This is a genomic window from Pseudomonas sp. NPDC089392 (assembly GCF_044749595.1).
GTDB lineage: Bacteria > Pseudomonadota > Gammaproteobacteria > Pseudomonadales > Pseudomonadaceae > Aquipseudomonas.
This window is the reverse complement of record NZ_JBIVIF010000009.1, coordinates 1-19,795: the sequence shown is the minus strand read 5'-3', so window position 1 is coordinate 19,795 and position 19,795 is coordinate 1. Positions and strand designations below refer to the sequence as shown.

Here is a 19,795-nt window from a genome sequence, read left to right as displayed (position 1 = left end):
TCTGCAATCTTGAGGCTGCTGCGCAGCCCGATCGCGACACAAGGCCGCTCCTACAGGGGATCTCGCCGTTCTGGACTACCCGGCGACTCCCACCATCTCGTTCAGCACCCGCGCCAGTTCATCAGCCTGCACCGGCTTCTGGATCACCAGGCTGCCCGGTAACTCCAGCCCCTGCAGCTCCGCATACCCGGTCAGGAACACCACTGGCAGGTGCGGGTACCGTTCGCGTGCCGCCAGCGCCAGTTGTGCGCCGTTGAACTCGGGCATGGCGAAATCGGTCAGCAGCAGGTCGATCCCGTCATCCAGCAGGGCCAGGGCCTGTTCGCCACTGTGCGCCTGGCGCACCTGGTAGCCGTACTGGCGCAACACATCGCCGAGCATGTCGCGCACCAGGTGGTCATCGTCCACCAGCAACACCGTGCGGTTATGGCCACTTTCGCTGATCGACTGGTTGAGCAGCGCTGCCACTGGTTCGCTCACCGCCTGGCCCTTGACCGCTGGCAGGTACACCGCCACCTGCGTACCAAGCCCTGGTGTGGTGTCGATACGCACGCCACCGCCGGACTGCTTGGCGAAGCCGAACACCTGGGCCAGGCCCAGGCCCGAGCCTTTGCCGATGTCCTTGGTGGTGAAGAACGGCTCGAACACCTTTGCCAGCACCTCTTCGCTCATGCCGCAGCCGGTATCGTGGATGCTCAGCATCACGTACTCGCCGGGGTCCGGGTCTTCCGGGCGCTGGGGGCGGGCGTCGATCCGGGTGTTGCGGGTCGACAGCGTCAGCTGGCCACCGTCGGGCATGGCGTCTCGGGCATTGATGGCCAGGTTGAGGATGATCATCTCGGTCTGGGTCGGGTCGGTCAGTGCCTGCCACAGGGCCTGGTCCAGGTCCAGGCGCACCGAGACGTTGCCGCCGAGGGTGCGGCGCAGCAGTTCTTCCAGGCCCGCGAGGGTGCGGTTGAGGTTCAGCGCCACCGGTTCCAGGCGCTGACGGCGCGAGAAGGCCAGCAGCTGCGACGTCAGCTTGGCGCCACGTTCACCCGCTTCGCGGATGTGCGTGAGGCGCGTACGGGCCTTGTCCAGGTCGGCCTTGGCCAGGTCGCGTTCGAGAAAGCTGGCACCGGTGAGGATCACCGTCAGCAGGTTGTTGAAGTCGTGGGCCACGCCGGCCGTCAGTTGGCCGACCGCTTCCAGGCGCTGCATCTGCTGTAGCGCGGCCTCGATGCGTTCGCGCTCGTCGATCTGCTCGCGCAGGCGGGCGTTGGCTTCAGCCAGGCCCAGTGCGGCTTCGCGCTCGCTGGTGATATCGCGCGCCACCACGTACAGCAAGGTGTCTTCCGGCACCACCACCCACGACAACCAGCGTTGCTGGCCGCCGGCATGCAGGATGCGCCCGACGAAGCGTGCGCTGGTGCGGCCATGGGCGAGGGCGGCCAGCTCGGTGAGCAACAGCTCCTGGTCGGGCTCGGGCAGCAGGTGCAGCAGGGACGACTGGCTCAGGCGCTCGCGAGAGAAGCCCAGGCTGGCTTCCCAGGCGGGGTTGAGCGCAACCGGGGTCAGGTCTTTGTTCAGCACGGCCAGCAAGTCTTGTGACAGCTCCCAGGCGCGGTCGCGTTCGCGGGTACGGCGCTCGACCCGTTCGCCGAGCATCTCGTTGAGCTGGCGCAATGCCTGGTTGGCCAGGCGCTGCGCATGGATGTCCTGCAGCACGCCGGAAAAGCGCACGCACTGGCCGTCGACGAACTGGCTCTGGCCGCTGCTGAGCAACCAGCGCGGCTCCAGGCCATTGGGTTGGGCAATACGAAACTCTACCCGGTACTGGCCGCCGCTATCCGGACGCATGGCGTGTTCCACCGCCTCGCGTACCAGTGGCAGGTCGTCGGGGTAGATGCCGGCGTAGAACACCTCCAGGCTCATGTCGGTGCTGGTGGGTAGGCCGAACAGGGCCTTGCAGCGGTCATCCCACAGCAGCAGGCCTTCTGCCGGGCGCAGGTCCCAGGTGCCCATGCCGGCGGCGTCGATGGCGATGCGCGCACGCGCCTCGACATCGGCCAAGGCCTCTTCGGCGCTGTGCCGGCGCTGGCGCTCCTGCACTTCGGTCAGGGCCCGGCGCACGGCCTTGGGCAACAAGGGCAGGTTCTTTTTCAGGACATAGTCGGTGGCACCCAGGCGGATCATTTCCACCGCATGCTCTTCGCCGTAAATGCCAGACAGGAAGATGAACGGAATGTCCGGCGCCAGGCGCTGGGCGATGGCCAGCACTTCGGTGCCGGACGAGCCCGGCAACACGCAATCGCACAGTATCAGGTCATAACAGGCCTCGCGCAGGGCGTGCTCGACGCCAACGTGGTCGAACACCAGTTGCGCTTGCACATGCAGCCCGCTGCGCTCAAGGCGCATCAGGGTCAGCTCGGCGTCCATCGAGCTGTCTTCGACCATCAGGAGTTTCAGCGGCGTTGGTTGCATTGTCGCGGCGGCCTCAGTTGCTGCTGCGCCGGTTCAGGCGCAGCGAGCCAGGTGGCGGTTCGTTGAGCACTGCCCAGAATACCCCCAGGTCGGAAATGGCGGCGACAAATTCCTTGAACTCCACCGGCTTGACCACATAGGCATTCACCCCCAGCTCGTAGGCGCGCAGCAGGTCAGGTTCCTCCCGTGAAGAGGTCAGCATCACCGTCGGGATACTGCGCAATTCGGCGGTGGCGCGTACCGCCTTGAGCACTTCCAGGCCGTCGACTTTGGGCAATTTCAAGTCCAGCAGCAGTACCGCGGGGTTGCCGCCATCGCGCTCGGCATAGGCCTTGCGGCGCAACAGGTAGTCGAGCGCCTCTTCACCGTCACGTAGCACGATGACCTCGTTGGCCAACTGGCTGCGTTCCAGTGCCAGGAGCGTCAGCTCCAGGTCCCGTGGGTTGTCTTCGACCAGCAGGATGGGTTTGAGCATGATGGTGATGGTGCCTCAGGTGGTCGCGGGGTGGCGCGGGAGGGTGAAGTGAAAGCTCGCGCCGTGGTCGATCTGGCCATTGGCCCAGACGCGGCCATCATGGCGCTCGATGATGCGGCGCACACTGGCCAGGCCGATCCCGGTGCCTTCGAAGTCTTCCATGCGGTGCAGCCGCTGGAACACCCCGAACAGCTTGTTGGCATAGGCCATGTCGAAGCCCACACCGTTGTCGCGGATGCACACTTCGGTTTCACCCGGGTGCTGCGTAGCGCTGATCTGGATGCGCGCCGGGGTGCGGCCACGGGTGTACTTGATGGCGTTGGCCAGCAAGTTGTGCAGGGCCAGGTTGATGAAGGCCGGGTCGCCAATGACTTTGGGCAGCGTGGCGATGTCCCAGACGATTTCGCGGCCCAGGTAGTCGGGGGCCAGTTCGCTGCGAATGGCCTCGACCAAGGCGTTGAGGTCGACGTCCGACAGGCGCAGGGCCGAACGGCCCATCTGCGAGAAGTTGAGCAGGTTGTCGACCAGGCTGCCGGCAAACTGCGCGGCTTCCTCGATGTGTTGCAGGAAGCGCTTGCCGCGCTCGCTCAGGCCCTGGCCTTCGATTTCGCCGAGCAGTTCGGTGTAGCCGGCAATATGCCGCAAAGGTGCGCGCAGGTCGTGGGACACACTGTAGGAAAACGCTTCGAGCTCCTTGTTCGAACGGCGCAACTCGCCGGCCAGTTGCGCCAGTTCCTCGGCCTTGCGCAGGACAATGCCGAGCACGGCGCTGCGCAGTTCCAGCACGCCTTCGACAACCAGCGGGTGCCAAGGCTCACTGTAGCCGCGCAGCTGTTCCTGCCAGCGTTCAAAACTGTGCCGAGGGGCGAGGTTGCCCTGTGGCCCTACCTGTTTGTTCGGCTGCCCGGCCCAGTTCACCGTGCGGACCTGTTCGGGGCGGAACCACAGCAGGTAGTGCGAGTGGATTTGCGAAATGGCCACTGCCAGCACGCCGCCGACATGGTTCGCAAGCTCGGGCAGTTCGTCGATGTCGCGGCGCAGGTTGTCGCTATGGAACACGCTCTCTTCACCACGCTGGGCCAGCCAGTGCACCAGCGCTGTGACCTGTGCGGCGGGCGGCGTCTGACCGATCAGGTCGCAGCGTTCGGCCGAGACCACTGCGGCGCCACTGGCACCGGCGAACGCCAACAACACATCGGGCAAGTCGCGCAGGCCCTCACTGACACTGTCATGGTCGGCCATGGACGAGATCATGCGCACGATGTGCTGGCGCAGTTCCAGCAGCTTGCGCGTACTGGCATGGGACTCGCGTGATTCGATCTGCAACGACAGTACACTGGCCAGCAGTTCGCAGGCAGTGCGGGTGCGCAGGTCCACCGGGCGTGGCTGCTGGTGATGGCAGGACACCAGCCCCCACAGTTGGCCGTCGACCACGATCGACAGCGACATCGAGGCCAGGGTGCCCATGTTGCGCATGTATTGCAGGTGCACCGGCGACACGCTGCGCAGTGCGGCGAAACTGACGTCCAGCCCCTTGCCAGTGCGTGGGTTGACGGCAGGCAGCAGGGGCGAGGGCTGGTAGTTGGCATCCTCGATGACACGGATGCGGTTGACCCGGTACAGCTCACGCGCCTGGCGTGGGATGTCGGCGGCCGGGAAGCACAGGCCCAGGTAGCTGGGGTAACCCGGGTCGGCCACTTCGGCCAGTACTTGGCCATTGCCTGCGGCGTCGAAGCGGTAGGCCTTGACCCGGCCAAAGCCGGTGATGCGCTTGAGTTGAACCACGGTTTGTTGCAGCAGTTCTTCGAGGCTGCCGGCCAGCTGCAGGCTGCTGACGAAGCTGCGCACCAGCGGGTAGTAGTCGCCTTGCCCGGCAAGGTCTGCTGGCAGGCGTGGGGGTTCGAATTCGGTAATCAGGACCTGGTCGTGACGGTGGGCCAGCAGGTGCAGGGGGGCGCTGAACGGTGCGCCTTGGCGCAAGCGCACGTCGCCGATGTGAAAGGGCAGGACTTCGTCTTCGGGCAGCCGCGTGAGGTGCGTGCGCAGGTCGAAGGCGCCGCTGAGCTGTTCGGCCAAGCTGCAGCCGATCAGTTCCCTGGCCGGGATGCCCAGCCATTGCTCGACGTTTTCACTGGCCTGCAGCACGCGCAAGTCAGCTTCGTCCAGCACCAGCAAAAAGCCATGGGGCTGGATGCTGCCAGGTACGTGGATCGGCTCCTGGGCACAGCGCTCCACGGCTTCTGCCAGCGTGTGGTCTGCAGTCATCAATGAAAACGCTCCTGTCATGTCCGTCCATGCGTGCCGCATGTGCCTGGTGCAGGATGAGGTTGAGTCACCCTAACAGAATATCGGCCTGGGTGTCGGGCCTTGGCTATTGGAGGCGTGTGGGGGCTAGGGGTTCTGCGGATTTTGGGATTTTTTGTCCGCTTTGATAAGGCATCTCGGCTGACAGGTGTTTGTCACAACATTTTCATCGCCTTTGAGATCGAGCGCCGCCCGCGCGGCGCTTCGCGGCTAAAGCCGCTCCTACGTTTGTTTCGGGCCAGTATCGCCTGTGCCAGACGCGCGCGACCGCCTTGTTTGTACGACGCGATACCGAGCCATGCGCCAAGGCGTTCGCGCGCGAATCCCACAGGAATAATTGGCCCGAAACAAATGTAGGAGCGGCTTTAGCCGCGAAGCGCCGCGCGGGCGGCGCTCGATTTCACAGGCGCTGAAAATGTTGCGGTGAACACCTGGCGGCGCTCGGCCTCACAGCCGCTGAATGTGTCACGGCGAACACCTGGCGGCGCTCGACCTCCCAGGCGCTGAACGTGTCACGGCGAACACCCAGGTAACACATCAGCCCCCGCAAAAATCTGTTACCCACCCCTTCCGCCGTAACAGTTCCCGAGGCGTACGGTAACGAAATTTCGACATTTTCGACCTGCCGAAAATCGCCAAACCCTCTCAACCCATTGATTTTACTGGGTTTCAAAAAGTTGGCACGGCACCTGCTATATGCTTAGTACAAAAACAATAACAAGCACTGAAATCTAAAATAAGAACAAGACGAAACGGCTCACGCACAATAAAAACAAGACGGCGGAGGCGCAGCTAACTGATTCTTTTGGAGAGGATGCGTGTTTGGGGCTTGCCCCACGACCAGGCAGAGAACAACAAAAACTGCACTAAAAAGCAGCGCCTGAACTGGTTGGATCGACAGATCAACGTGACATCAGCGACCAAAGCAATCCGTTTGCTCTTAACCCCTGGATTGGGGGTCGTCCACAAGCTTCGAGATTTGTGGACAGGGCACTCAACAAAAACAAGAAGCCCAGCAAAAAAATAATAAGAGCACGCAACGACACTTCTTGGGGAGCTTAGGCTCCCCTTGTCGTTTCTACCCTTCTGGCAGGCATCCTGCTACCCGCCTACACCATTCCCTGAGTAAATGCTAGAATCCCCGCCCATCATGCGGCCATTCTCCTATTCTTGGCCGAACATTCCTTCAAACAGTGCATCCCATGCTGAAGAAGCTGTTCCAGTCGTTCCGCCCGCCCGTACAGGGCCAGCACCACAGGCGCACCACGCCTGAGGTGATCAACAAGAGCCAGCACTCGCTGCAGCGCCACCAGTTCAGCCGCCATGCGGTGAACATCGTCGAGCGCCTGCAAAGTGCGGGTTACCAGGCTTACCTGGTCGGTGGCTGTGTCCGCGACCTGATGCTGGGCATCACGCCGAAAGACTTCGACGTCGCCACCAGCGCCACCCCCGAACAGGTTCGTGCCGAATTCCGCAACGCGCGCATCATTGGCCGCCGCTTCAAGCTGGTTCACGTGCATTTCGGCCGTGAGATCATCGAAGTCGCCACATTCCGCGCCCACCATTCGGATGAAGACCAAGGCGACAGCCACCGTTCGTCGCATAACGCCAGTGGTCGCATCCTTCGTGACAACGTATACGGCACCCTGGAAGAAGACGCGCAGCGCCGCGACTTCACCATCAACGCCCTGTACTACGACCCGGTCAGCGAGCGCATTCTCGATTACGCCAACGGCGTGCACGACGTGCGCAATCGCCTGTTGCGCCTGATCGGCGACCCGACCCACCGCTACCAGGAAGACCCGGTGCGCATGCTGCGCGCGGTGCGTTTCGCCGCCAAGCTGGACTTCGGTATCGAGAAGCACACATTCAAGCCGATCCGCGAACTGGCCCCATTGCTGCGTGAAATCCCGCCAGCGCGGCTGTTCGAAGAGTGCCTCAAGCTGTTCCTTTCCGGCCAGGGCGCCATCGCCTTCGAAATGCTGGTCGACCTGGAACTGTTCGAGCCTTTGTTCCCGGCCAGTGCGCACGCCCTGGAAGACCGCCCTACCTACACGCACACGCTGATCAGCCAGGCATTGAACAACACCGACCTGCGCGTGAAGCAGGGCAAGCCGGTGACGCCAGCCTTCCTGTTCGCTGCGCTGCTGTGGCCTGCCCTGCCGGCCCGTGTACTGCACTTGCAGAACCAGGGCGTGCCGCCGATTCCGGCCATGAATGGCGCGGCCCACGACCTGATCGCCGAGCAGTGCGCGCGCATTGCCATCCCCAAGCGTTTCACCCTGCCGATCCGCGAGATCTGGGACATGCAGGAGCGCCTGCCACGCCGCAGCGGCAAACGCGCCGACATGCTGCTGGACAACCCTCGCTTCCGCGCCGGTTACGACTTCCTGCTGCTGCGTGAAAGCGCCGGCGAAGAAACCGACGACCTCGGCCAGTGGTGGACCGACTATCAGGATGCCAACGACAGCGAACGCCGCGAAATGATTCGCGAGTTGGGCAGCCGTGACGAAGGTACCGGCGCCGGCCCGCGCAAACGCAAGCGCAGCAGCAGCAAACGCAAGCGCGGTGGCGACGAGGCATTCGAGTGAAGACCCGCGCCTACGTCGGCCTGGGCAGCAACCTGGACGCACCTGCCGAGCAGTTGCGCAGCGCCTTGCAGGCCCTCGACCAGGTCGAGGGTACGCGCCTAGTGGCGGCTTCGGCCCTGTACACCAGCGACTCACTGCTACCGGGCCAGCCGCGCTACACCAACGCCGTCGCCGCCCTGGACACCGCCCTGCCGCCACTGGCCCTGCTCGATGCGCTACAAGCCATCGAAAACGGCCAGGGCCGCGTACGCAAGGAACGCTGGGGGCCGCGCACGCTGGACCTGGACATCCTGCTGTTCGGCGACCATGTGCTCGACGAGCCGCGCCTGAAAGTGCCGCATTACCACATGCATGCCCGGCCTTTCGTGCTGTACCCGCTGGCCGAACTGGTACCGGGCGATTTCCGCCTGGCCGATGGCCGCGCCCTCGCGCAACTGCTCGACGACTGCCCGTTCGTCGGCCTGGAACGCCTGTAAACCGGGCGTTTCAGCCTTTCACGCTGGACGGTAACGCCAGTAACACCCTGATCGTAACAATGCGGTAACAGGGTGATTGACTTCCCCCACCTCGCTCACGACTATAGGCGTCCCGTGTGGCACCAAAGTGCCGCATACCCGTATTTAGGCCCGGACGGACCTGTGCTCGAACATCACGCGCGATGATGTGCCGCTCCGGAAGATGACTACACGCGTTGAATGCAGTCGTTTTTTACAGCGCCTGAACGAGGAATTTCCTACATGCCTGAAGTAACCCTGACCACCCTCAACGGCCTCAAGGCCAAGGGTGAAAAAATCACCATGCTGACCTGCTACGACGCGACCTTTGCCAAGGCCGCCAGCCAGGCCGGCATCGAAGTGTTGCTGGTGGGCGACTCGCTGGGAATGGTCCTGCAAGGCCACGACAGCACTTTGCCGGTAACCACGGCAGACATGGCCTACCACACCGCCAGCGTCAAACGTGGCAATGACGGCGCACTGATCCTCACCGACCTGCCGTTCATGGCGCACGCCACCCCGGAACAGGCCTTTGCCAACAGCGCCACGCTGATGCAGGCCGGCGCCCACATGGTCAAGATCGAAGGCGCCGCCTGGCTGGCCGAGACCATCCGGCTGCTGGCCGAACGTGGCGTACCGGTGTGCGCGCACATGGGCTTGACCCCGCAAACCGTCAACGTGCTGGGCGGCTACAAGGTCCAGGGCCGCCAGGAAGCCCAGGCCCGGCAGATGCGCGCCGACGCCATCGCCCTGGAGCAGGCCGGTGCGGCGATGTTGCTGCTCGAATGCGTGCCCAGCGAGCTGGCGGCGGAAATCACCCAGGCGGTAAGCATTCCGGTAATCGGCATCGGTGCGGGAAGCGCGACTGACGGCCAGGTGCTGGTGATGCATGACATGCTTGGGCTGTCGTTGAGCGGTCGGGTACCGAAGTTCGTAAAGAACTTCATGGCTGGCCAACCCGACATCCACAGCGCCCTCGCTGCCTACGCCAAGGCAGTCAAGGACGTTACCTTCCCAGCAAGTGAGCACGGATTCAGCGCATGAACACAGTCAAGACCGTCCGCGAACTGCGCGCCGCCGTTGCCCGCGCCCGCGGTGAAGGTAAGCGCATCGGCTTCGTGCCGACCATGGGCAACCTGCACAGCGGCCACGCGGCCCTGGTGACCAAGGCCGCGCAGCGCGCTGATTTCGTGGTCGCCAGCATCTTCGTCAACCCGCTGCAGTTCGGCGCCAACGAAGACCTCGACAAGTACCCACGCACCTTGGCCGCCGACCAGGAGCGCTTGCTCCAGGCGGGCTGCAACCTGCTGTTCGCGCCAACCGTCGAAGAGATGTACCCCGATGGCATGAGCGTGCAAACCCGCGTCAGCGTGCCCCAGCTTTCCGAAGGCCTGTGCGGCGCCAGCCGGCCTGGGCATTTCGAAGGCGTGGCCACCGTGGTCAGCAAGCTGTTCAACATGGTCCAGCCAGACCTTGCCGTGTTCGGCGAAAAGGACTTCCAGCAGCTGGCGGTGATCCGCGCCATGGTGCGCGACCTGAACATGCCGGTTCAGATCATCGGCGAACCTACCGTACGCGCCGAGGATGGCCTGGCGCTGTCGTCGCGCAATGGTTACCTCACACCTGAGCAGCGTAGTGCTGCACCGGCGCTGTACCGCACCTTGCAGCAGATTGCGGCGGGCATTGGCCGTGGCCAGCGGGACTTTGCCGCGCTGGTTGCCGAGGGGCAGGCGCAGCTGAGTGCCGCTGGATTCCGTCCGGATTACCTGGAAGTGCGCCATGCGGTGAGCCTGCGCCCGGCGGTGATCGATGACCGTGACCTCGTGGTGATTGCGGCGGCTTACATGGGTAACACCCGGTTGATCGACAACCTGTACCTGCATGTGGAAGAGAAGACCGCGTAACGGCCTGGGGCTGCTTTGCAGCCCATTCGCGGGACAAGCCCGCTCCCACAGGGGCGCTAAGCGCCCCCCCAAATTCCCCCGCCATACCCATTCCCTGTCATTGGCCTATGCCTATAATGATGCCAGCCTGAACCCGGCAATGACTGCCGTGTCCAAGGCATCACCACGCACCGAGGGAACCCTGCGCAATGGCGTATTACCGTACACCCCATGATGTGACGGCCCTGCCCGCCTGGCAGGCGCTTCAGCAACACCGCGACGTCATGCAAGGCTTCAGCATGCGCGAAGCGTTCGCCGCCGATGCCAAACGCTTCGACCAGTTCTCCCTGAGCTGCTGCGGCCTGTTCCTCGACTATTCGAAAAACCTGATCACCGAGCAAAGCCGCGAACTGCTGGTCAACCTGGCCAATGAAGTGGGCCTGCAGGACGCCATCAAGTCGATGTTCAGCGGCGAAATCATCAACGCCTCCGAAGGCCGCCCGGTGCTGCACACTGCCCTGCGCCGGCCCGTGGGCGACAAGCTCAGCGTCAACGGCGTGAACGTGATGCCGGAAGTGCACAAGGTGCTCAACCAGATCACCGAGCTGGTCGGCCGCATCCACGACGGCCTGTGGCGTGGCTACAGCGAAAAGCCGATTACCGACGTGGTCAACATTGGCATCGGCGGCTCGTTCCTCGGCCCCGAGCTGGTCTCCGAGGCACTGCTGCCTTACGCCCAGCGTGGCGTACGCTGCCATTACCTGGCGAATATCGACGGCAGTGAGTTCCACGAGCTGTCGGCCAACCTGCGTGCCGAAACCACCCTGTTCATCGTCTCGTCGAAGTCGTTCAACACCCTCGAGACCCTGAAGAACGCCATGGCCGCGCGTACCTGGTACCTGGCCCAGGGCGGCTCGGAAGCCGAGCTGTACCGCCACTTTATCGCTGTTTCCAGCAACAAGGCCGCCGCCGTGGCCTTCGGTATTCGCGAAGAGAACATCTTCCCGATGTGGGACTGGGTAGGCGGGCGCTACTCGTTGTGGTCGGCCATTGGCCTGCCGATCGCCCTGGCCATCGGTACCGCCAACTTCAAGGAACTGCTGTCGGGTGCCTACACCATGGACCAGCACTTCCAGACTGCGCCGTTCGACAAGAACATGCCGGTGCTGCTGGCCCTGCTGGGCGTGTGGTACGGCAATTTCTGGGGCGCCAGCAGCCACGCGATCCTGCCGTACGACCACTACCTGCGCAACATCACCAAGCACCTGCAGCAGCTGGACATGGAGTCCAACGGCAAGAGCGTGTTGCAAGACGGTAGCCCGGTGAAGACCGAAACCGGCCCGGTGATCTGGGGGGGTGTCGGCTGTAACGGCCAGCACGCCTACCACCAGTTGCTGCACCAAGGCACCCAGCTGATTCCGGCCGACTTCATCGTGCCGGTCGTAAGCTTCAACCCGGTGGCCGACCACCACCAGTGGCTGTACGCCAACTGCTTGTCGCAAAGCCAGGCGCTGATGCAGGGTAAAACCCGCGCTGAAGCCGAAGCCGAGCTGCGCAGCAAAGGCCTGAACGAAGCGGACATCGAGAAGCTGGCGCCACACAAGGTGATCCCGGGCAACCGCCCGAGCAACACCCTGGTGGTGGAACGCATCAGCCCGCGCCGCCTGGGCGCCCTGGTGGCGATGTATGAACACAAAGTGTTCGTGCAGAGTGTGATCTGGGGTATCAACGCCTTCGACCAGTGGGGCGTGGAGTTGGGCAAGGAGCTGGGCAAGGGCGTGTACCAGCGCTTGGTCGGCAGCCTGGAAGACAGCGCCGAAGATGGCTCCACCCAAGGCCTGATCAACTACTTCCGCGGCCGTCACCGCGGGTGATCTGAAACCTGCACCGGCCTCTTCGCGGGTAAACCCGCTCCTACAAGGGACCGCACAAATTTCAAAGATTGTGCGGTCCCTTGTAGGAGCGGGTTCACCCGCGAAGAGGCCGGCACAAGCGGAACACCACCCCCAGCTACACTGTCCTATCGAATAGCCGTTGCAGTCCCTCGCCCCTTACAAGAGCAGGACCACCCGCCATGTTCGATATCCGCAATTACCCACAGGCCCTGGCCGTCAGCCAGTCCGCCGCCCTCACCCCCGACGAGTACCGCCGCCTGTACCGCCAGTCGGTAGACGACCCCGACACCTTCTGGGCCGAGCAGGCCAAACGCCTGGACTGGATCAAGCCCTGGTCGAGCGTGCAGCAATGTGACCTCAAGACCGGCCAGGCACGCTGGTTCGACGGCGGCCAGCTCAACGTCAGCTACAACTGCATCGACCGCCACTTGGCCCAACGCGGCGATCAGACTGCCCTGCTATGGGAAGGCGACGACCCGAAAGACTCAAAAGCCATCAGCTACCGCGAACTGCACCGCCAGGTCTGCCGCCTGGCCAATGCGCTGAAAGCACGTGGGGTGAACAAAGGTGACCGGGTGTGCATCTACATGCCGATGATCCCCGAGGCCGCCTTCGCCATGCTCGCCTGTACCCGCATCGGTGCCATCCATTCGGTGGTGTTCGGCGGTTTCTCGCCCGATGCCCTGCGCGACCGCATTCTCGATGCCGACTGCCGCACCGTGATCACCGCCGATGAAGGCGTGCGCGGCGGTAAGCGCGTACCGCTGAAACAGAACGTCGACAAGGCCTTGGCCAGTTGCCCCGCAGTCAGCAGCGTATTCGTGGTACGCCGTACCGGCGGCGATGCCGCCTGGGCCGAGGGCCGCGACCTCTGGTACCAGGAGGCAACGGAAAAGGCCGGCGACAACTGCGCCCCCGAGCCGATGGAAGCCGAAGACCCGCTGTTCATCCTCTACACCTCCGGCAGCACCGGCAAACCCAAGGGCGTGCTACACACCACCGGCGGTTACCTGCTGCAGGCGACCATGACCTTCAAAGTGGTGTTCGACTACCGTGACGGCGAGGTGTTCTGGTGCACCGCAGACGTCGGCTGGGTCACCGGCCACAGCTACATCGTCTATGGCCCACTGGCCAACGGTGCGATTTCGCTTATGTTCGAGGGCGTGCCCAACTACCCCGACACCTCGCGCTTCTGGCAGGTGGTGGACAAGCACCAGGTGAACATCTTCTACACCGCCCCCACCGCCCTGCGCGCGCTGATGCGCGAGGGTTCCGCGCCGTTGCAGAGCACCTCGCGCAAAAGCCTGCGCCTGCTGGGCAGTGTCGGCGAGCCGATCAACCCCGAGGCCTGGGAGTGGTACTTCGAAGAAGTCGGGCAGAAGCACTGCCCCATCGTCGATACCTGGTGGCAGACCGAAACCGGCGGCATCATGCTCACCCCGCTGCCTGGCTCGCAGGCGCTCAAGCCCGGCTGCGCTACCCAGCCCATGTTCGGCGTGCAACCGGTATTGCTGGACGAGAAAGGCAAGCTGATCGAAGGCCCAGGCGCAGGGCTGCTGGTCATCAAGGCCAGTTGGCCTGGGCAGATCCGCAGTGTCTATGGCGACCATCAACGCATGGTCGACACTTACTTCAAGCCCATGCCCGGCTACTACTTCACCGGTGACGGCGCCCGCCGCGATGCCGATGGCGACTACTGGATCACCGGCCGCATCGATGACGTGATCAACGTTTCCGGGCACCGTATCGGTACCGCCGAAGTAGAAAGCGCGCTGGTGCTGCATGACAGCGTCGCCGAGGCCGCAGTGGTCGGCTACCCCCACGACCTCAAGGGCCAGGGCGTGTACGCCTTCGTCACGCCCATGAATGGCGTGACGCCAGACGACGCACTCAAGGCTGAGCTTCTGGCCCTGGTCAGCAAGGAAATTGGCAGTTTCGCCAAACCTGAGCTGATCCAGTGGGCGCCGGCGCTGCCCAAGACACGCTCAGGCAAGATCATGCGGCGTATACTGCGCAAAATCGCCTGCAACGAGCTGGACAACCTGGGGGATACCTCGACCCTGGCCGACCCCAGCGTGGTGCAAGGCCTGATCGACAAACGCCTCAACCAGTAACCGGCGGCCGCTGTTCATGGCCGCCCTGCACCACAGGTCGCCATGGAAGCCCTTCGCCGCCGTATCGAAACCCAGGTCATGAGCCTCACCGGGCTGGCCCTCGGCCAGCTCGACCTGGAATCGCCCAAGGGCGACCCCGGCCTGTTCGGCCCGCACAGCATCAGCTGGCGGGTGCACGGCGACTTCCCAAGCATGCTGGTCGGCGGCATCAGCGCCCTGCTGCTGCAATTGCTGCATCCGCTGGCCTTGGCCGGGGTATGGGACCACTCCAACTTCCGTGAAGACCTGCTTGGCCGCCTGCGCCGCACCAGCCAGTTCATCTCCGGCACCACCTTCGGCGCTACCGGCGATGCCGAGTGGCTGATCGACAAGGTGCGCACCATTCACCTGCAGGTCACCGGCATCGCACCGGATGGCCGCCCTTATGCGGCCAGCGACCCCGACCTGCTGACCTGGGTGCATGTAGCAGAGGTCAGCAGTTTCCTCGCCGCCCACCTGCGCTACCGCGACCCGCACCTGTCGCGCGCCGAACAGGATGCCTACTACAACGAAATCGCCCTGATCGCCGAGCGCCTTGGCGCCCGTGACGTGCCGCGCTCGTGCCAGCAGGTCGAAGACTACCTGCAGCGCATGCGCCTGCAGCTGCAATGCGACGCCCGCAGCCATGAGGTAGTGCAGATCCTGCTAGCTGCCCCGGCCCCCAGCCGCCTGGCACAGCCGGTGGGCAAACTGATGCTGCACGCGGGCATCGACCTGCTGCCGGGCTGGGCCCAGGCCATGCTCGGCCTGCAACACGGCCCCCTGCAGCAGCGCCTGATTCGCCTGGGCCTGCAACGTACTGCCCCAGTACTGCGCTGGGCGATGCGCGACGGTTCGGCACACCGGGCCAAGCGGCGCATGGGCATCGAATGAGGCCAAATGGTCGCCCCGGCGGAACTGATTTAACGTGCCATACTCCAAGCACTCCTGCTTAGACAGACGAAGCGACACATGTACAAAGGATTGACTCGCGCCGCTGGCGCACTGCTGGCTCTGGTAGCCCTCTACAGCCTGCTCGGCTTTCTCATTCTCCCCGGTGTCGCGCTGCGCATCGCCAACCAGCAGTTGGCCCAGTACGCCACCGTACCGGCGCACCTTGAACGGATTGAACTCAACCCCTTCAGCCTGGAGCTGACGCTATGGGGCCTGCAGATTGGCGAACCCGGCAAGGAGCAGGTTGGCTTCGACCGGTTGTACGCCAACCTCTCGCTCGACAGCCTGTGGACGCGCGCCCTGCACCTGGAAGCGGTCGAGCTCGACAAGCCGCGCAACGAAGTGCTGTTCGCCAAGGACGGTACCCTCAACCTGACGGGGTTGTTCAAGCTGCCCGCCAGTGAAGCCAAGCCCGACCAGCCGCCAAGCGACCCGTTCCCGCTGCGCATCGGCAGCATCAAGCTCAAGCAAGGCTACCTGCACTTCGAGGACCAGCGCCCGAGCGAGCCGATCGAGTTCCTCTACGACGACATGAACCTGGAGCTGAAGAACCTCAGCACCTTGCCCGACGACAATGCCGACATGACCCTGATGGCCATCGGCCCCAATGGTGGACGCATTGACTGGAATGGCACCCTGAGCCTGTCACCGATTGCCTCCGAGGGCACGCTGAAGATCACCGACGGCAAGATGAAGCTGTTCTGGCCCTACGTGCGCGATGCCGTGCCGTTGGTGCTGGAAGACGGCGTACTCAGCCTCGACACCCACTACAAGCTCAACCTCGCCAAGCAGACCGAGCTGTTGCTGGACAACACGTCCCTGCGCATTGCCCCATTCGCCATCAAGGCCCCTGATGGCCGCCCGCTGGCACGCCTGGCCAGCCTGGAAGTGAGCGAAACCTCCGTCGATCTGGTCAAGCAACTGGTCACCGTAGGCAAGATCCGTAGCGAAAAACTCGAAACCTGGGCGGCGCTGGAAAAAGACGGCCAACTTGACTGGCAGAAGCTGTTCGCCAGCCAACCGGCCAAGGCCACGCCAAAAGAAAAGGCCGAGCCTGCCGCCGCCGAGCCCACGCCCAAAGAGCAAGCCGCCAAGGAGCCAAGCAGGCCCTGGCAAGTGCTGCTCAAGGACGTGCAGCTACGTAACTACATGGTGCACCTGGCAGACCGCTCCCGCAAAGAACCGGTAGCCCTGGACGTTGGCCCGCTCAACGCAGACCTGCAAGGTTTCGACAGCCTCAACCAGTCGCCCTTCACCCTCAAGCTTGATACCGGCGTAGGTAAGCAGGGCAAGTTGCAGGCGGCCGGCCAGGTCAACCTGGCGCCGATCTGGGCCAAGCTGGACGTGAGCACCCGCGACATCGACCTGCGCGTGGCCCAAGCCTATATCAGCCCGTTCATCCTCCTGGAGCTGCGCAGCGGCATGCTCGGCAGCGACCTCAAGGTCGACCTGAAGAACACCGCACCACTGGCCTTCAGCGTTACCGGCAAGGCACAGGTCAGCCAATTGCACACCCTCGATACCATCAAGAGCCGCGACTTCGTCAAATGGCAACAGGTGAACGTCGACGGCTTGTCCTACGTGCACGGCGATGCACTGTCGATCGACAAGGTGACCCTGCTGCAACCCTATGCGCGCTTCATCATCAACGAAGACCGCACCACCAACATCAATGACCTGCTGATTCCGCAGCCAGCCGGCGCGCCGGCGGCCAGCCAGGCCAAGCCGGCCAGCAGCGACAAGCCGCTGGGCATCCACATCGGCCAGATCGACATCAACGACGGCTCGGCCAACTTTGCCGATCTGTCCCTCACCCCCAACTTCGCCACGGCCATCCAACAACTCAACGGCCGGATCGGCACCATCGACAACCGCAAACCGGTGCCGGCCAAGGTCGACGTCAAGGGCAAGGTCGACCGTTACGCACCGGTCACTATCAAAGGCGCCCTCAACCCGTTCAACCCGCTGGCCAGCCTGGACATCGCCACCAGCTTTAAGCGCGTCGAGCTGACCACGCTGACCCCCTACTCCGGCAAATTCGCCGGCTTCCGTATCCGCAAGGGCCGGCTCAACCTCGACTTGCACTACGTGATCACCAAAGGCCAGCTCAAGGCCGAGAACAAGGTGGTGGTGGAGCAGCTGCAACTGGGTGAGAAAGTCGACAGCCCGGACGCGGTCGACCTGCCAATCCGCCTGGCGGTGGCGCTGCTGAAGGATACCGAGGGCAAGATCTCGATCGAGCTGCCGGTGTCTGGCGACCTCAACAACCCGCAGTTCAGCGTGATGCCGATTGTGTGGCAAACCCTGCGCAACCTGGTGCTGCGCGCGGCCCAGGCGCCGTTCAAGTTCATTGGCGGGCTGATTAGTGGCGGTGGCGCCGAAGACCTCGGTACCGTGGCCTTCGCCCCAGGCTCCAGCGAACTCAGTGGCGATGCCCAGTCGTCGCTGGACAAGCTGGCAGCAGCGCTCAAGGAGCGCCCGGAACTGCGCCTGGAAATCGAGGGCACCAGTGCCCAGGCCAGCGATGGCCCGCTGATCGCCCAGCAGCGCCTGGAGCGCGAGTACCAGGCCACCTGGTACAAGATCCTGCAGCGCCGGGGTGACAAGGTGCCAGCCAATGCCTCGATGCTGGTGGTCGACGACAGTGACAAGCCGGCGATGCTCGAAGGCATCTACCGTACCCGCCTCAAGCAGCAGCCGCCTGCCGAATGGGAGCAGCTGGGGCGCGACGAACGCACTGCCAAGCTGCGCGCGGCAGTGATCAAGTCGTGGGCCGAGAGTACCGCCTTGCTGCGTACGCTAGGCCAGGAGAGGGCCAGCAGTATCAAGGATTACCTGGTCGACAAGGGCAAGCTGGAAGATGACCGAGTGTATTTCATTGATACCAGCCTGGGGCAGGCCGAGAGCGATGGGCGGGTGATGACGCCGATGCATCTGGATGCTGAGTAATCTCTAATAGCAGGGCCGGCCTCTTCGCGGGTAAACCCGCTCCTACAATTGCCTCTGTGGGAGCGGGTTTATCGGGGCGCCGAACCGCCGCGAACAGGCCAGACCAGGCAACCTCAATTCAGGCACTGACCAACCGCTGCCCCGACACCGCCGGGTGATACAGCGGCTGCACCTTGTTCCCCGCCGGGTCCAGCAGGTGGAAGCTGCGCGCACCGTCACCATGGTCAAATGGCAGGTCGAGCAAGGTCACACCATGGGCCTTGAAGTACGCATACCAGGCCTCCAGCTCCTCTACGCTATCGACGATAAACCCATAGTGGTCAAGGGTCTGCAGCCCATTGGCCGCCCCTGCCCCGCGCCCCAGCGACAGGTTGTCGTTACCGCAGGTCAGGTAAACCAGGTCTTCATTGGCGCGGTTCAGCACTTCCATGCCCAGCACATCAACGTAGAAGCGTTCGCACTCCTCAAGGTTGGGCACCAACAAGGCAATATGACGCAGGCCATTCAGGCGACCCGGGCGTGCAGGCAATTCGGACATTGGCTAGGCTCCATTTTTGTATACAATTCATTATTGAATTTAAAACAAAAGGAGAGCTTTGTGTATAGCCTGTTCATTAAGACGCGTGTGAAACCCGGTTGCACCGAGGCTTTTCTGACTGCGATCACGGTCAATGCCTCAGCCTCTGTCGCCACCGAGCCCGGCTGCCTGGTGTTCGATGTGTCGCAGGACCGGGTCGACCCAGAGGTGATTTACCTGTACGAAATCTACCGCGATGATGCGGCGTACGAAGCGCATACCCAGACCGCGCATTTCCGCGATAGCCGGCCGTTGGTAGAGCCGCTGATCGTCGAGCAGGAATGCTTCGAGAGTAATGTGATTGCGCGTAATCCTGTTTATTAACTGAAAAGGGCCGCGAAGCGGCCCTTTTCAGCAAAATGGTGGCCAAGTCCATTTGGCCGACGGGACATTCCTTATTCGGCCTTCAGGCCATCAGCCGATACAGCCTGCACGCCTTTGATCTTCTTGGCGATGGCAATAGCCATCTCTTTCTGGGCACTGGTCACTGCGGTATCAGAAGACAGCGACACAACACCCTTATTGGTTTCGACCTTGATATCGCTGCCAGGCACACCCTTCTCGGTCATCAGGTCAGCCTTTACCTTGGTGGTGATCCAGGTATCGGAGGTTGCTTCCTTGGCTTTGGTCACCTCACCGGCCGCCAGCGTCATCGGGGCCTGGGTGGACTGCTGGGCAAATGCCGCGTTAGCCATGGTCAGGGTCAGAGCGGTAGCAGTGGCGGCAGCAATGGCGAACTTCTTCATGTGTGTCACTCCTGTTTTTCGAAAGGTCTGCGCCGTAAGTCCTGGCGGCAGGTAAGAGTGTATTTGCATGTGCTGTGCCAGCTTTACCGCTTCGATTAAGCGCTTATAAATCAACAAGTTAGCATACGGCCAGTATTTCAAGGTTCGTGCATTTTGCAATCAGCCCGGTAAACCTGCGTGCAAGATGCAAGTCCGCAAAAGGTTCCCTTCGCCCATGAAAAAAGGGCCCCGAAGGGCTAATGCCAGTCAGTTAAGACTGACGCATTGACCTTTAGCCCATAGGCCGCAAAATCCGATGCTTGGAAACGAGCATCGGATTTTTTATGCGCCTG

Annotated in this window: 14 protein-coding genes; 9 read left to right on the top strand and 5 right to left on the bottom strand. The window is 63.0% G+C overall.

Annotation, left to right across the window (positions count from 1 at the left end; translation table 11 throughout):
- Positions 1–75: 75 nt before the first annotated feature.
- Genes ACIP1G_RS10740 through ACIP1G_RS10730 form a run of 3 tightly spaced genes read right to left on the bottom strand, consistent with a single transcriptional unit; the run spans position 76 to position 5,203 of the window.
- Positions 76–2,463 carry a response regulator gene (locus ACIP1G_RS10740; RefSeq protein WP_400736424.1) on the bottom strand — a complete coding sequence of 796 codons (2,388 nt, stop codon included), beginning with the start codon at positions 2,461–2,463 and terminating at the stop codon, positions 76–78.
- 13 nt (positions 2,464–2,476) lie between these two features.
- Positions 2,477–2,938 (bottom strand): response regulator, encoded by a 462-nt coding sequence (locus ACIP1G_RS10735; protein ID WP_400736422.1) that lies wholly within the window; start codon positions 2,936–2,938, stop codon positions 2,477–2,479.
- A gap of 15 nt (positions 2,939–2,953) precedes the next feature.
- Positions 2,954–5,203 (bottom strand): ATP-binding protein, encoded by a 2,250-nt coding sequence (locus tag ACIP1G_RS10730; RefSeq protein WP_400736420.1) that lies wholly within the window; start codon positions 5,201–5,203, stop codon positions 2,954–2,956.
- A 1,241-nt stretch (positions 5,204–6,444) separates the two neighbouring features.
- Here ACIP1G_RS10730 and ACIP1G_RS10725 point away from each other — a divergent pair.
- The 8 genes from ACIP1G_RS10725 (at position 6,445) to ACIP1G_RS10690 (ending at position 18,140) form a co-directional block, all read left to right on the top strand.
- Positions 6,445–7,833, top strand: coding sequence for a polynucleotide adenylyltransferase PcnB (locus ACIP1G_RS10725; RefSeq protein WP_400736418.1), 1,389 nt, complete (start codon positions 6,445–6,447; stop codon positions 7,831–7,833).
- Positions 7,830–8,309, top strand: a complete 480-nt coding sequence (gene folK / locus ACIP1G_RS10720; protein ID WP_391136891.1) for a 2-amino-4-hydroxy-6-hydroxymethyldihydropteridine diphosphokinase — start codon at positions 7,830–7,832, stop codon at positions 8,307–8,309. Before ACIP1G_RS10725 ends, folK begins: the two co-directional genes overlap by 4 nt.
- A gap of 261 nt (positions 8,310–8,570) precedes the next feature.
- Positions 8,571–9,371: a 3-methyl-2-oxobutanoate hydroxymethyltransferase gene (gene panB, locus ACIP1G_RS10715; RefSeq protein WP_400736416.1), complete on the top strand. Its 801-nt coding sequence runs from the start codon at positions 8,571–8,573 to the stop codon at positions 9,369–9,371.
- Positions 9,368–10,231 carry a pantoate--beta-alanine ligase gene (gene panC, locus ACIP1G_RS10710; RefSeq protein ID WP_400736414.1) on the top strand — a complete coding sequence of 288 codons (864 nt, stop codon included), beginning with the start codon at positions 9,368–9,370 and terminating at the stop codon, positions 10,229–10,231. Before panB ends, panC begins: the two co-directional genes overlap by 4 nt.
- A gap of 188 nt (positions 10,232–10,419) precedes the next feature.
- Complete coding sequence (pgi, locus tag ACIP1G_RS10705; RefSeq protein ID WP_400736412.1) at positions 10,420–12,084, top strand: glucose-6-phosphate isomerase; 1,665 nt, start codon at positions 10,420–10,422, stop codon at positions 12,082–12,084.
- A gap of 200 nt (positions 12,085–12,284) precedes the next feature.
- On the top strand, positions 12,285–14,219 hold the full coding sequence (gene acs / locus ACIP1G_RS10700; RefSeq protein ID WP_400736410.1) for an acetate--CoA ligase: 1,935 nt from the start codon (positions 12,285–12,287) through the stop codon (positions 14,217–14,219).
- A 42-nt stretch (positions 14,220–14,261) separates the two neighbouring features.
- A complete protein-coding gene (locus tag ACIP1G_RS10695) occupies positions 14,262–15,131 on the top strand; it encodes an oxygenase MpaB family protein (RefSeq protein ID WP_400736408.1) in 870 nt (289 codons plus the stop codon).
- Between the two features lie 78 nt (positions 15,132–15,209).
- Positions 15,210–18,140, top strand: coding sequence for a DUF748 domain-containing protein (locus ACIP1G_RS10690; protein WP_400736406.1), 2,931 nt, complete (start codon positions 15,210–15,212; stop codon positions 18,138–18,140).
- Between the two features lie 118 nt (positions 18,141–18,258).
- On the opposite strand, the gene ACIP1G_RS10685 is transcribed toward ACIP1G_RS10690, so the two are convergent.
- Positions 18,259–18,678 carry a VOC family protein gene (locus ACIP1G_RS10685; RefSeq protein ID WP_400736404.1) on the bottom strand — a complete coding sequence of 140 codons (420 nt, stop codon included), beginning with the start codon at positions 18,676–18,678 and terminating at the stop codon, positions 18,259–18,261.
- Between the two features lie 60 nt (positions 18,679–18,738).
- On the opposite strand from ACIP1G_RS10685, the gene ACIP1G_RS10680 reads away from it, so the two are divergent.
- Complete coding sequence (locus ACIP1G_RS10680) at positions 18,739–19,041, top strand: putative quinol monooxygenase (protein ID WP_400736402.1); 303 nt, start codon at positions 18,739–18,741, stop codon at positions 19,039–19,041.
- 71 nt (positions 19,042–19,112) lie between these two features.
- Here ACIP1G_RS10680 and ACIP1G_RS10675 read toward each other — a convergent pair whose 3' ends face one another.
- Complete coding sequence (locus tag ACIP1G_RS10675; RefSeq protein WP_400736400.1) at positions 19,113–19,463, bottom strand: BON domain-containing protein; 351 nt, start codon at positions 19,461–19,463, stop codon at positions 19,113–19,115.
- Positions 19,464–19,795: the final 332 nt, after the last annotated feature.

Coding starts and splice junctions, on each gene's coding strand:
- ACIP1G_RS10740 (WP_400736424.1), bottom strand. CDS start 2,463: ATGCAACCAACGCCGCTGAAACTCCTGATGGTCGAAGACAGCTCGATG.
- ACIP1G_RS10735 (WP_400736422.1), bottom strand. CDS start 2,938: ATGCTCAAACCCATCCTGCTGGTCGAAGACAACCCACGGGACCTGGAG.
- ACIP1G_RS10730 (WP_400736420.1), bottom strand. CDS start 5,203: ATGACTGCAGACCACACGCTGGCAGAAGCCGTGGAGCGCTGTGCCCAG.
- ACIP1G_RS10725 (WP_400736418.1), top strand. CDS start 6,445: ATGCTGAAGAAGCTGTTCCAGTCGTTCCGCCCGCCCGTACAGGGCCAG.
- panB (WP_400736416.1), top strand. CDS start 8,571: ATGCCTGAAGTAACCCTGACCACCCTCAACGGCCTCAAGGCCAAGGGT.
- panC (WP_400736414.1), top strand. CDS start 9,368: ATGAACACAGTCAAGACCGTCCGCGAACTGCGCGCCGCCGTTGCCCGC.
- pgi (WP_400736412.1), top strand. CDS start 10,420: ATGGCGTATTACCGTACACCCCATGATGTGACGGCCCTGCCCGCCTGG.
- acs (WP_400736410.1), top strand. CDS start 12,285: ATGTTCGATATCCGCAATTACCCACAGGCCCTGGCCGTCAGCCAGTCC.
- ACIP1G_RS10695 (WP_400736408.1), top strand. CDS start 14,262: ATGGAAGCCCTTCGCCGCCGTATCGAAACCCAGGTCATGAGCCTCACC.
- ACIP1G_RS10690 (WP_400736406.1), top strand. CDS start 15,210: ATGTACAAAGGATTGACTCGCGCCGCTGGCGCACTGCTGGCTCTGGTA.
- ACIP1G_RS10685 (WP_400736404.1), bottom strand. CDS start 18,678: ATGTCCGAATTGCCTGCACGCCCGGGTCGCCTGAATGGCCTGCGTCAT.
- ACIP1G_RS10675 (WP_400736400.1), bottom strand. CDS start 19,463: ATGAAGAAGTTCGCCATTGCTGCCGCCACTGCTACCGCTCTGACCCTG.